12 protein-coding genes are annotated in these 12,180 nt (G+C 70.3%); 5 read left to right on the top strand and 7 right to left on the bottom strand.

Going from position 1 to position 12,180, the window contains the following annotated elements; all coding sequences use genetic code 11:
* Positions 1 to 43: 43 nt before the first annotated feature.
* The 3 genes from ASF94_RS00270 (at position 44) to ASF94_RS00280 (ending at position 3,814) form a co-directional block, all read left to right on the top strand.
* A complete protein-coding gene (locus ASF94_RS00270; protein WP_056659864.1) occupies positions 44 to 1,249 on the top strand; it encodes a M20 aminoacylase family protein in 1,206 nt (401 codons plus the stop codon).
* Positions 1,250 to 1,552: 303 nt separating this feature from the next.
* The gene (locus ASF94_RS21905) at positions 1,553 to 3,406 is read left to right on the top strand and encodes a methyl-accepting chemotaxis protein (protein WP_056659867.1); all 1,854 of its coding nucleotides are present in this window, start codon (positions 1,553 to 1,555) and stop codon (positions 3,404 to 3,406) included.
* Between the two features lie 153 nt (positions 3,407 to 3,559).
* A complete protein-coding gene (locus ASF94_RS00280) occupies positions 3,560 to 3,814 on the top strand; it encodes an acyl-CoA-binding protein (RefSeq protein ID WP_056659870.1) in 255 nt (84 codons plus the stop codon).
* A gap of 184 nt (positions 3,815 to 3,998) precedes the next feature.
* On the opposite strand, the gene ASF94_RS00285 is transcribed toward ASF94_RS00280, so the two are convergent.
* Both ASF94_RS00285 and ASF94_RS00290 read right to left on the bottom strand, forming a co-directional pair.
* Positions 3,999 to 4,322, bottom strand: a complete 324-nt coding sequence (locus tag ASF94_RS00285; protein WP_056659873.1) for a polyhydroxyalkanoic acid system family protein — start codon at positions 4,320 to 4,322, stop codon at positions 3,999 to 4,001.
* Positions 4,315 to 5,550, bottom strand: a complete 1,236-nt coding sequence (locus tag ASF94_RS00290) for an aminopeptidase (protein WP_082492912.1) — start codon at positions 5,548 to 5,550, stop codon at positions 4,315 to 4,317. The genes ASF94_RS00285 and ASF94_RS00290 overlap by 8 nt, the downstream gene beginning before the upstream one ends.
* 136 nt (positions 5,551 to 5,686) lie before the next feature.
* Here ASF94_RS00290 and ASF94_RS00295 point away from each other — a divergent pair, with 136 nt between their 5' ends.
* Positions 5,687 to 6,385: a DNA-3-methyladenine glycosylase I gene (locus ASF94_RS00295; protein ID WP_082492864.1), complete on the top strand. Its 699-nt coding sequence runs from the start codon at positions 5,687 to 5,689 to the stop codon at positions 6,383 to 6,385.
* 100 nt (positions 6,386 to 6,485) lie between these two features.
* Here the strand turns inward: ASF94_RS00295 and ASF94_RS00300 are convergent, their stop codons facing one another.
* Both ASF94_RS00300 and ASF94_RS21490 read right to left on the bottom strand, forming a co-directional pair.
* Positions 6,486 to 7,046: a hypothetical protein gene (locus ASF94_RS00300; RefSeq protein ID WP_056659876.1), complete on the bottom strand. Its 561-nt coding sequence runs from the start codon at positions 7,044 to 7,046 to the stop codon at positions 6,486 to 6,488.
* Between the two features lie 309 nt (positions 7,047 to 7,355).
* On the bottom strand, positions 7,356 to 7,526 hold the full coding sequence (locus ASF94_RS21490; RefSeq protein ID WP_200932990.1) for a hypothetical protein: 171 nt from the start codon (positions 7,524 to 7,526) through the stop codon (positions 7,356 to 7,358).
* A 226-nt stretch (positions 7,527 to 7,752) separates the two neighbouring features.
* Between ASF94_RS21490 and ASF94_RS00305 the strand changes: the two genes are divergently transcribed.
* Positions 7,753 to 8,082, top strand: a complete 330-nt coding sequence (locus ASF94_RS00305; protein ID WP_056659879.1) for a DUF1840 domain-containing protein — start codon at positions 7,753 to 7,755, stop codon at positions 8,080 to 8,082.
* Positions 8,083 to 8,184: 102 nt separating this feature from the next.
* On the opposite strand, the gene ASF94_RS00310 is transcribed toward ASF94_RS00305, so the two are convergent.
* From ASF94_RS00310 to ASF94_RS00320, 3 genes are all read right to left on the bottom strand, one after another.
* Positions 8,185 to 9,267, bottom strand: a complete 1,083-nt coding sequence (locus ASF94_RS00310) for a tripartite tricarboxylate transporter substrate binding protein (RefSeq protein ID WP_082492865.1) — start codon at positions 9,265 to 9,267, stop codon at positions 8,185 to 8,187.
* Positions 9,268 to 9,473: 206 nt separating this feature from the next.
* Positions 9,474 to 10,463, bottom strand: coding sequence for a tripartite tricarboxylate transporter substrate-binding protein (locus ASF94_RS00315; protein WP_056659882.1), 990 nt, complete (start codon positions 10,461 to 10,463; stop codon positions 9,474 to 9,476).
* Between the two features lie 214 nt (positions 10,464 to 10,677).
* Positions 10,678 to 11,931 carry a phenylacetate--CoA ligase family protein gene (locus ASF94_RS00320; protein ID WP_056659884.1) on the bottom strand — a complete coding sequence of 418 codons (1,254 nt, stop codon included), beginning with the start codon at positions 11,929 to 11,931 and terminating at the stop codon, positions 10,678 to 10,680.
* Between the last annotated feature and the right edge of the window lie 249 nt (positions 11,932 to 12,180).

Below are 12,180 nucleotides of genomic sequence, written 5' to 3' on the forward strand. Positions count from 1 at the left end.
TCCGGCGCCTAGACTCAAACCTTCAAGCCAAGGAACCTCGCCCATGAAAGTCATCGACTCCATCGTCACCGAAGCGGCCTCCATCGCGGCGCTGCGGCGCGACATCCACGCCCACCCCGAACTCTGCTTCCAGGAGGTGCGCACCGCCGACCTGGTGGCCGCCAAGCTCACCGAATGGGGCATCCCGATCCACCGCGGCATGGGCACGACCGGCGTGGTCGGCATCGTCCACGGGCGCGATGGCGGCGCCTCGGGCCACGGCATCGGCCTCAGGGCCGACATCGACGCCCTGCCGATCACCGAGTTCAACACCTTCGAGCACGCCAGCAAGCATGCCGGCAAGATGCACGCCTGCGGCCACGACGGCCACACCGCCATGCTGCTGGCGGCGGCGCAGCACTTCGCCCGGCACCGCGATTTCGACGGCACCGTGTACCTCATCTTCCAGCCGGCGGAAGAGGGCGGCGGCGGCGCGCGCGAGATGATCAAGGACGGTCTGTTCGAGCAGTTCCCGATGCAGGCCGTGTTCGGCATGCACAACTGGCCCGGCATGAAGGCCGGCCAGTTCGCCGTCAGTCCCGGCCCGGTGATGGCGTCGAGCAACGAATTCAAGATCACCATCCGCGGCAAGGGCAGCCATGCGGCCATGCCGCACATGGGGATCGACCCCGTGCCGGTGGCCTGCCTGATGGTGCAGGCGTTCCAGAACATCATCAGCCGCAACAAGAAGCCGGTGGACGCGGGCGTGATCTCGGTCACCATGATCCACACCGGCGAGGCCACCAACGTCGTGCCCGACAGCTGCGAGCTGCAAGGCACCGTGCGCACCTTCAGCATCGAGGTGCTGGACATGATCGAGCGCCGCATGAAGCAGGTGGCCGAGCACACCTGCGCCGCGCACGACGCCACCTGCGAATTCGAGTTCGTGCGCAACTACCCGCCCACGGTCAATTCGCCGGCCGAGGCCGACTTCGCCCGCAAGGTCATGCAGGGCATCGTGGGCGAGGGCAACGTGGTGCCGCAGGAGCCCACCATGGGCGCGGAAGACTTCGCCTTCATGCTGCAGGCCAAGCCCGGGGCGTATTGCTTCATCGCCAACGGCGACGGCGACCACCGCGCCATGGGCCACGGCGGCGGCCCCTGCACGCTGCACAACCCCAGCTATGACTTCAACGACGACCTGATCCCGCTGGGCGGGACGTTCTGGGTGCAGCTGGCGCAGGAGTGGCTGGCTTCCCGGAAGGGCTGATTTACGTCCGAAGTCGCCCAGGCGACAGCGAAGGGGCGGTGGCGCAAGGCGTCACCGCCCCTTTTCTTTTGACACGCGCTCTACAAGATTCGCGGTTTCCGGTCTGCGGTTACCTACCCCCTCGGAGGGGGATGGATTTTTCCAGCCACCCCTCCAACAATGTGAGCCATATGTAAACCAAGCCGACAAGACGACCGGCAGACTGGCCGGGCGTTGACAGGAGACGGCGCGGAGCGGCCCTGAACCCGATACATGGCTGCCCGCTGAGGCCCCTCGCCGGCAGAGACCACGGAGAGGACGCCCATGACCCCGGTTCCGCCCCGCGCGACGCTGGCTCGCCGGCTTGCCGCGATCAACATCGCCCTGCTGCTGCTGCTGGCAGCGATGACGGTCGCCATCTGGTGGATGATGGGCCGCCTCATCAGCGATGCCGAGATCGTCCGTTCGTCCAACGTGCCGCAGCTGCAGCGCATTGCGGCCATGGAGCTCAACGTCACCCGGGTCTCGCTGCAGGTGCGCCACGCCATCCTGGCGCGCAACCCGCAGGAGCTGGACGCCACCCTCGCCGACATCGCCGAAAAGCGCCAGCTGCTGCAAAGCACGCTGCAATCGCTGGGCGAGAGCATGACCTCCGAGGAGGGCCGCCGTGCCTACGCGCCGCTGCCCGGCCTGCTTGAGGCCTTCTGGGCGGCTGGGGAGCGCAACCTCCAGCTGATCCGCGAAGGCCGCAAGGACGACGCGTTCGCCTATCTGGTCTCCGACACCATTCCGGCGCGCAACCGCTTGCTGGCGCCGCTGGGCGCCGAAAAGGACCGCCAGGGCGAGCGCCTGTCGGCCCGCATCAACGAGGTGAAGGAGCTGGCAGGCGACAACCGCGCGCTCACGGCCGGCGCCATGCTGCTGCTGGCCGCCTGCCTGATCGGGCTGGCGGTCTATCTGCGCTCGGTGGTGCGCCAGCTGGGCGGCGACCCGTCGCAGCTGCGCCACGCCGCCGATGCCGTGGCGGCGGGCGACCTGTCGGCCCGCATTCCGCTGCGGGCGGGCGACAGCAGCAGCATCATGGCCGCCATGTCCACGATGAGCGCGCAGCTGTCGGAGGTGGTGCGCACGGTGCGCACCAGCGCGCACGGCGTGTCGGGCGCCAGCAGCGAGATCGATGCCGGCAACCACGACCTTTCCGTGCGCACCGAACGGCAGGCCGCCGCGCTCCAGCAGACCGCCGCGTCGATGGAGGAAATGGGCTCCACCGTGCGCCAGAATGCCGACACCGCCCGCCGCGCCAACGAACTGGCGCGCAACGCGTCCGAGGTGGCGGAGCAGGGCGGCGCGGTGGTGTCCGAGGTGGTGCAGACCATGCGCGGCATCCAGGACAGCAGCAACCGCATCGGCGAAATCATCGGCGTGATCGACGGCATCGCCTTCCAGACCAACATCCTGGCGCTCAACGCGGCGGTCGAAGCAGCCCGTGCCGGTGAACAGGGCCGGGGTTTCGCCGTGGTGGCATCGGAGGTGCGCAGCCTGGCGCAGCGCAGCGCCGACGCCGCCAAGGAGATCAAGCAGCTCATCAACGACAGCGTGCAGCGCGTGGATCGCGGCAGCGAACTGGTGGACAAGGCCGGCCGCACCATGGACGACGTGGTGGCGTCCATCCGCCGCGCCACCGACCTGATGGGCGAGATCAGCGCCTCCAGCGCCGAGCAGAGCGCGGGCGTGGACCAGATCAGCGAAGCCATCGTGCATGTGGACCAGGCCACGCAGCAGAACGCGGCGCTGGTCGAGGAAATGGCCGCCGCCGCCAGCAGCCTGAGCGCACAGGCGCGGGAGATGGTGCGGGCCACCGCCGTGTTCCGGCTGGGCGACGACGACGCCGCGGCGCTGCCGCCGTCAGCGCCCCCTGCTGCGCGGGCAGCGCCTGCGGCACCCTTGTCCGCGCCCGCGCCGGCGCCCGTGCCCGCCGCGGCCGCGCGTGCAGCGATTCCCGTGCGGGCGGCGTCCGGCGGAGGCGGGGCGGCCCGCGCCGCGCAGTCGGCTGCGGCACCGGCGCATGCGCCCGCGCCCGCGCACAAGCCCTCGCTGTCGCTGGTCGCACGCCCGGCGGCGGCGCCGGCGCCACCGGGCCCGCGCAGCCAGGCCGAGTCCGAGTGGGAAAGCTTCTGAGGCGGGCGTGGTGAGGTGAGGCCGGGGCCGGGGCCGGGGCGGGTGGCTGGCCTTTACACACGCATCGGCGGATCTTCCGGCACGAAGGGCGTGAAGCGGCTCAGGACGCTCTAAGATTTGCGTCCGTCCTCACCAACTTGCAAAGACCGTTGTATGTCCGACCTGAATGCCGCTTTCGAAGCCTCCGTCGCGCAGTCGAAGAACCTGAGCGAGCGCCCCGACAACCCCACGCTGCTGAAGATCTACGCGCTCTACAAGCAGGCCACGGTGGGCGACAACAGCGAGAAAAAGCCGAGCTTTTCCGACGTGGTGGGCCGCGCGAAGTGGGACGCCTGGGAAAAGCTCAAGGGCACCGACAGCGATGCGGCGCGCCAGCAGTACATCGACCTGATCGAATCCCTGAGTTGAGTTGAGTTGAGTTGAGTTGAGTTGAGTGGATTTGATTTGAGTTGAGCTGCGCCGGCCGGGTCGCGCCGACCCCGCCGGCACGGAACGAAGCAGGCCCCGCCACCCTCGACCGGTGCGGGGCCTGCTTCTTTTCGGCGCGGCCTGGGGGGTGGGCTGGCTCCCCGGCAGCCGCCGCCCACGCAGCTCACGCCGCCCGCGGGGCCAGCAGCTTGTCGAACTGGCCCTCGATCTCGGCCGTGATGCGGTCCTTGAAGGCGGAAAACAGGAAGCCGAGTTCGGCCTGCAGTGCGAAGCGGTCGGCCGTCACCTGCATCGTGCCTTCGATGCCCGGGCGCTGGAAGTGCAGCACGTCGGGCGCGGGCGTTCCGTCCGGCTGCACCGTGTCTGCCGGCACGTAGCGGCATTCCATGTCGAATTTTGCTTCGGCTTTCTGCGCCCACAGGCCCGCAATGCGGCGCGCTTCGGGCAGGCCCAGCGTGTGGGCACGGTCGATCTGGATGTCAGGCAATCGGGGTCTCCGGTGGGGTGGGGGCTGCAGGGGGTGCCGCAGGCCCGGCGGGCGGGCCTGCGGCGGACGTGCGGGGGGCTGCCGGCGGAGCTGCTGCCGGCAGGGCGGGTTGCAGCGCCCGCAGGGCGGCTTCGCGGTCGGCGGTAGGCCGGGCGGCCAGCGCCCGCACGGCGGCGTAGAAGCGCGGCCAGTCGCCACCCTCGCGCTCGAACAGCGCGGTGAAGGCCGGCACCCAGTCGTCATAGGCCGCCTGGGCGCCGAAGCTGGCGTTGTTGGCGGTGGCCACCCACTGGTCGAGGCCGCTCAGCTGCGCCGGCGTGGCGCCGTCTGCCAGCCAGCGGGCACGCAGCGCGGCGTAATCGTCGCGGAACTGCTGCATTGCTGCGCTTTTCATCGCTGCCAGCGCTGTACCGGCGGCCGCCTGATCCGCTGGCGATGCATAAACGCCGGCCAGCCGGGCGCGGGCGTCGCGGGTCAGCATGCGGAAGGCGGCGCGGCGGGCCTCGCTGGCAGCGAAGTCGGCGCGCGCCCGGGGCGTGGAGCGCTCGCTGAGCCAGCGCTCCACGCCGAGCCGTTCGACGGCGGTGGCGAACGATTCGTTGAAACGCGTGTCGCCCTGCACGTAGACCACCTGGTGCGCCAGCTCGTGGAACAGCAGGCGCACGAAGTCGCCCTCGGGCCAGGCGATGAAGGTGTTGAGCAGCGGGTCGCCGCCGGCCCAGTTCAGGTAGCCCAGCGTGGAATAGGCGGGCACGCCGTACACGCTGGTTTCCAGGCCGTCCGCCGACAGCCGGGCGGCTTCGGCGCGCGCGTCGGCCTCGTCGAAGTAGCCCCGGTAGCCGATGCAGCCCGTGACCGGGAAGCACCAGGTGTGCAGCGTGAGCGAATAGGGGCCTGCAGCCACCACGTTCCACACGGCCGCGCGCCGGCCCAGGTCGGCATAGCGGCGGTAGCTGGCGTTGTCGGGCAGGCCGAGTTCGCTGCTGGCGAAGCTGCGGGCCTGCCGCGCCAGTTCCAGCCGCTCGCGCAACGCGGCGCTGGTGCCGGGCCGGTCCATCCAGTCGCCGATGGGTTCGGCCGCGCCCATCATCTGCAGGTGGCCGCGCACCGACTGCCAGTAATAGGCCAGCGACTGGCCGGTGCCCGCGCAGCCGGCCAGCAGCGGCAGCCCCAGGCAGAGGGCGATGGCTCTGGCGGCACCCCACCCGCGGGCTTGCAGGCCGGGCATGCGCGTGTTTTTTGACAGCGAGAGGGGGCGCGAGGTGAAGGGCGTCGAGACCATGGTGCAGCCCGCAAGGATAACGAAAGCGGCGCCGCCGCCGGCCCGGCGCCCGGGCGCTGCCGGCCGCGCGAGAATCACGGGCATGTCCGACCTGTCCTCCCCCCAAGTGCCGGCCGCCGCAGCCGATTCGCTGCCCCCCGTCGACCCCGCCACCGGCCTTTTCACCCTGGCCGATGCTTGCCCGCGCTGCGGCTGGTGCCGCGCCACGCCGCTCTACCGGCACTACCACGACCACGAATGGGGCTTTCCGGTGGCGGACGACCGGCGGCTGTTCGAGAAGCTCTGCCTGGAAGGCTTCCAGGCGGGCCTGAGCTGGATCACCATCCTGAACAAGCGCGAGGCGTTCCGGGCCGGGTTCGCGCAGTTCGACGCGGAGGCCCTGTCACGCTTCGGCCCGGCCGAGGTGACGCGGCTGCTGGCCGACGCCGGCATCGTGCGGCATCGCGGCAAGATTGAATCGGCCATCCACAACGCGGGCCGGGTGCTGGAGCTGCGCCGCGAGTTCGGTTCGCTGGCGCACTACGTCTGGCGCTTCGAGCCGCTGGCCGCCGAGGGACGGCCCGGCCGTTGCACGCCGGACGCCGTCCGCGCGCTGACCCGGTCGGCCGCATCGGTGGCGCTGTCGAAAGACCTGAAGCGACGCGGCTGGAGCTTCGTGGGCCCGACCACCATGTACGCCTTCATGCAGGCCATGGGGCTGGTCAATGACCATTTCGAGGGCTGCCACACGCGCGAGAAGGCGCTGGCCGCGCGCGCGACGTTCACGGTGCCCACGGCCTGACGCGAGGGGGAGCCTGACGGGGTTCGGAGCGCAAGGCCTGCGCTGCGCCTTGGAGAATCGGCCACGCCGCAGCCGGCGTGGTGACGCTGGCGGAGCCTGCCTAGACCACCGCGTCGGAGCGCACCACCACGGCGCTGAAGCCCAGGTGCTGCATCGTCTCGCGCAGGATCAGCAGGGTGGCGGCGAAGGCCGGCTCCTGCGGTAGGTCGTCCTCGCCCGCCAGCCGGCCCTCCGTCCACGCCACCAGCCGCTCGAACGTGCGCTCCACGGCATCGAGGGTGAGCTGCATTTCCGGCTGTGCTTCCAGCCCGGCGGCCAGTGCCACCTGGCGGATGCCGGCATCGGCCGTGAACAGCATCGATGCCTCGGGCAGCAGTGCACGCACCGGCATGACCGCGTCTTCCACCCGGGCGATGGCCGCTTCCAGTTCGGCGCTGGTGGGCGGCTGCTGTGCGAAGCACAGTGCCGCCGTGGCCCGCGCACCGATGGGCAGCGACCGCAGCAGGCGGGCCTGCGGGCCGTCGCCGCTGGCCAGCGTGGTCTGGGTGCTGCCGATGCGCAGCGTGGTCACGGGCGTGCCTGCCAGCGGCCCGGCCTGCAAGGCGGCATAGAGCGCGCCGGCATCGTCGGCGGACAGGGGGGCGGGTGCGGTGGTGGGCATGGTGCGGTCCGTCGGCGGCGAAATCCGGTGGGCGGTGGGGTGTCGGGCGGGCCCCAGCGCATGGGGCCACCTGCCGCATTGTGCCGCGCCGAACGCCGCCGGGCACCGCCAGCGTGTCCCGAGCCTGTCAGCATTTGTCGCGGCCGCCAGTACGCAGCAGCCGGGCCCGGCCCTGGGCCCGCGCCGACGATCTCCCGGCTGCCGGCAGCGCCCCATGAAAAAAGCCCTCTGCGAAGAGGGCTCGCGAAGAGGGCTCGTTCACGGCGCTGGCACGCGGCCGCAGGGCGATGCGCCAGCGGCGCGGGGGCTTCAGCCGCCCTTCTTGGAGCGCTTGCCGGGGTTCTTCTTGCTGCGCGTGGCCACGCCACGTTCCAGGCTCACGCGCTGGCCGCGGCCGGGCGTGGGCAGGCTGACGCCGGCGGGGGTGGCGGGACGGGGGGTGCGCTTGCGGTCGGCTTCGGTAACGATCTTGTTGCCCATGATGGCGGCTCCTGCAGAAAAAAATGGGAAAAAGGGAAAACACGCTATTAGGCCATAGCCGGCGCCGTGTGCCATGCAGCCGGGCTCCGGTGCGCTGCACGGCGGGTGCGGGGCGCTGCCCGCCGTGCCCGGCGCGGTTGCGGTGCAGTCCGACTGCGGGCTGCGGGGCAGATGTCTATATTCGAAGCCCTCAGCACTCACTTGCGTCGTCCAGGCGCTCCGCTCCATGCTCTACAAATTCAAATCCCGAGCCACTGCCGATGTGATCATGCTGGAGGCCAACGGCCGGCAGCTGCTGCAGATCATGGGCAAGTCGCCCGACCCGCACGGCATCGTGACCGTCGCGCAGATCCCCGCCGCCATCGCGGCGCTGGAAGCCGCCATCGCCGCCGACGAGAAGCGGGACCCCGCAGCCGCCGGGGCAAACGGGCGTGGCGCCGAAGAGGAAGAGCGCGATGCCGAGCGCGCCAACACCGTGCGCCTGCACCAGCGCGCGGCCCCGCTGATCGACATGCTGCGCCGCAGCGCCGCCGAGGAGGCCGACGTCACCTGGTGAGCCGCCGGGGGCGGCAAGCGCGACAGGCGCGGCAGGCGCGACAGGGGCGACAGGGGCGGCCAGCGGGGAGGCCCGGTGCCGCTCCGGGCCGCGTCCTGCCCGTCAGTCGACCTTGGCGCCCGATGCCTTGACCACCGCCGCCCACTTGCGGTGCTCGGCATCGATGTGGCGGGCGAAATCCGCCGGTGCATTGCCGCCGGGCAGCGCGCCTTGCGCCAGCAGGCGCTCCTTCACGGCCGGCGTGGCCAGCGCCTTGGCCGTTTCCTGCTGGATGCGCTGCACCACGTCCGCCGGCGTGCCGGCCGGCGCCAGCAGGCCGAACCACGAGCTGGCCTCGAAGCCTTTCAGTGCCGGGCCACCGGCTTCCTCCACCGTCGGCACGTCGGGCAGGGCCGCCGACCGCTCGGCGCTCGTCACCGCCAGGGCCACCAGCTTGCCGGCCTTGATCTGCGCCATCGACGAAGGCAGGTTGTCGAACATCACGTCCATGTTGCCGCCCACCATGTCCAGCAGCGCCGGGCCGGAGCCGCGATAGGGCATGTGCAGCATGTAGGTGCCGGTCATGCTCTTGAACAGCTCGCCGGCCAGGTGGATGGAGGTGCCGTTGCCGCTCGAAGCCATGTTGAGCTTGCCCGGGTTCGCCTTCGCGTAGCGGATGAAGTCCTGCACGTTGGCGATGCCCAGGGACCGGGCCTTGTCGGCGTTCATCTCCATCACGTTGGGCACGGCGGCCACCAGGGTGATGGGAACGAAGTCCTTGATCGGGTCGTAGGGCAGCTTGGCGTAGAGCGCCCGGTTGATGCCGTGCGTGCCCACGGTGCCCATCAGCAGCGTGTAGCCGTCGGCAGGCGACTTGGCGACCACTTCGGCGCCGATGTTGCCGCCCGCGCCGCCCCGGTTGTCCACGATGAACTGCTGGCCGAAGGCCTTGGACAGCTCGGGCGCGACCGCGCGGGCCAGGATGTCGGTGGTGCCGCCGGGCGCGAAGGGCACGACGATGCGCACCGGCTTGGTCGGCCAGGCGGGGGCCTGCGCCCAGGCCGGGGCGCCGCAAAAAGCCGCCGCCAGCGCGGCGGCCGACAACGACGCCAGGGCGTGCCGGCGCCCGCCGCCGGGCGTGGGCGGCGTAGGGTCGGCTGGGCGTGCGGGGTGAGTCCTGGAGTGGCTTGGGAGGGGGCGGGGCATGCGGTTCCTTCACGAAGGCATCCGGCGGGTGACCGGTTGCCGCGGGTTGCCATGGGTTGCTGGGGTGTGGCCCTTTGTACCGGCTGCGCCCTGGTCCCGGCGCTGGTGGAAACCCGCCAGGCGCCGCGCCCGCCCAAAGAAAAAGCCACCGGGCGCAGGGCACCCGGTGGCTGGGTCGACGTGTGGCAGTTGCGTTGGGGCCGTGATCAGTCCGCGTAGGTGCCGGCCGCCTTGATGACCGCGCCCCACTTGTCCATTTCGGCCTGCACGAACTTCTTGTGTTCGGCCGGCTCGATGCGCTTGTCGGCCGCCACCACGGCGCCCAGGCCTTCCTGCTTCTTGATGAATTCAGGGTCCTTCAACGCGGCCTTCACGGCTTCGTTGATCTTGGCCAGCACCGGGGCGGGCGTGCCCTTGGGGGCGTAGAGGCCGTGCCAGATGGTCACCTCGAAGTTCGGCACGCCGGCTTCGGCCAGCGTCGGCAGGTCTTTCAGCGACGGGGTGGTCAGGCGCTTGGCGGTGGTCACGGCGAAAGCCTTCACCTTCTTGCCCTCGATCTGCGAGGTGGTGTTGGTCGTCTGGTCGCACATCAGGTCGATCTGGCCGCCGATCAGGTCGGTCATGGCCGGTGCCGTGCCCTTGTACGCGATGGTGGTCATCTCGGTCTTGATGGCGTTCTGGAACATCAGGCCGCACAGGTGCGAGGCGGCGCCCAGGCCGGCGTTGCCCAGGTTGACCTTGCCCTTGTTCTGCGCGATCCAGGCCGTGAGTTCCTTGTAGTTGTTGGCCGGAAGCGTGGGGCGCGCGATCAGCGTCATCGGCACGTCGTTGAGGATGCCCAGGTACTCGAAGTCGTTCGCCACGTTGAACGACAGCTTGCGGTAGAGCGCCGGCATCGTCGCCATGGCGATGTGGTTGAGCAGCAGCGTGTAGCCGTCCGGCGTGGCGCGGGCCACTTTGGCGGTGCCGATGGAGCTGCCTGCGCCCACGGCGTTGTCGATCACCACGTTGGCGCCGCCCATCGGCTTGCGCAGGGCTTCGGCCAGGTCGCGGGCCACGCGGTCGGTGGGGCCGCCGGCCGCGAAGGGCACGACGATGGTGATGGGACGGTCCTTGGCGGGGAAGTCTTGCGCGAAGGCGCCGCAGGCGAGGGTGGCAGCGACGGCGGCGACGGCGAACTTGAACGAGTTTTTCATGATGCTCCTGGAAATGACGGGCCATGATAGGCAGCGCTTCCGGCGCCCCGTATTCAGGTAATCACTAGCTTTGGCGGATTCCGTTTTTAAGCCTTTTATGCTGGTGGCGCTTGATTTCAAAGGCTATGCTGCTATTGAAATATGAGCGTTGGATCGATTAATGCTTTGGTATTAGTTGTTGCCCAGGTGGTTGCTGTGGCGCCGTGTGGTGGCATCAGCGGTAGCTGCGCGCGTCCTCGATGACGCGGCCGTCGTTGGCCAGAGTGCCGGGCGCCACCAGCTGCACGTCGGCGCGCAGCTTGGTCACCTCGCGCACGGCAGCCTCCAGCTGCTGCGCCAGGCCGCCGGCGGTTTCGCGCGTTTCCACCTGCAGAACCATCTGGTCGTTGGCCATCTCGCCGCTCACCACCAGCCGCGCGCGCAGCACCTGCGGAAAGCGCTTGGCGACGGTGGCGATCTGGCCGGGGTGCACGAACATGCCGCGCACCTTGGTGGTCTGGTCGGCGCGGCCCATCCACCCCTTGATGCGGGTATGGGTGCGGCCGGTGGGGCAGGGGCCGGGCAGCACGGCCGACAGGTCTCCCGTGCCGAAGCGGATCAGCGGGTAGTCGGTGTTGAGCGTGGTCACCACCACCTCGCCCACCTCGCCCTCAGGCACCGGGTCGCCGGTGCCGGGGCGCACGATCTCCACGATCACGCCCTCGTCCAGCACCAGGCCTTCGCGGGCGCTGGTCTCGTAGGCGATCAGGCCCAGGTCGGCCGTGGCGTAGCACTGGTAGCCCGCCACGCCGCGCGCGGCGAACCAGTCGCGCAGCGAAGGCGGAAAAGCCTCGCCCGACACCAGCGCCTTGCCCACGCTGGGCAGCTTCGTGCCCAGCGCGTCGGCCTTCTCCAGAATGAGTTTCAGAAAGCTCGGCGTGCCGATGTAGCCGGCCGGCCGCAGCTCAGCCATGGCCTGCACCTGCTGCTCGGTCTGGCCCGTGCCGCCCGGAAAGACGCTGCAGCCCAGGGCGTGCGCGCCGCTTTCCATCATCGAGCCGGCGGGCACGAAGTGGTAGCTGAAACCGTTGTGCACCAGGTCGCCCGGGCGAAAGCCTGCCGCGTGGATCGCCCGCGCCATGCGCCAGTAGTCGCGCCGCGTGCCCTCGGGCTCGTAGATCGGCCCGGGGCTGGCGAACACGCGCGGCATGCCCGCGCCGAACCCCACCGCGCTGAAGCCGCCGAACACATCGCCGCCGGCCGCGCGCCGCGCCTGCTGGCGCTCCAGCAGCTCGTGCTTGCGCGTGACGGGCAGCCGCGCCAGCGCCGCCCGGCTGGTGACCTGCGACGCATCGACGCCCGCCAGGATCTCGGCGAACGCCGCGGACCGCTTCTGCGCATGCGCCACCTGCCCCGGCAGCGCCGCCATCACCGCCGCCTCCCGCTCCTCAGGGCTGCGGGTTTCCAGGGCGTCGTAGAACGTGTTCATGCCTGGGTTCCTCTGGGTTTTGAATGAAATCTGCCGCTAGCGCTCATGAATCAAGCGCAGCTAGCTATGAATTTAGGAGTGACGCTCTGCTCGCCAGCTGCAAATACTTGTGAGCGCACCGCTCCGGACTGGCGCGGCCCAAGGCCAGAGCCACCGTGGAACTGGCTTTGCCAGGCCACCGGTGGCGTCCCCCTTCCCGGATCGCGAAGCGAGCCGAGAGAAGGGGGAAGCGGCGCAGCCGCTCAGGGG

The organism is Acidovorax sp. Leaf160 (assembly GCF_001424265.1).
Classification (GTDB): Bacteria; Pseudomonadota; Gammaproteobacteria; order Burkholderiales; family Burkholderiaceae_C; genus Paracidovorax.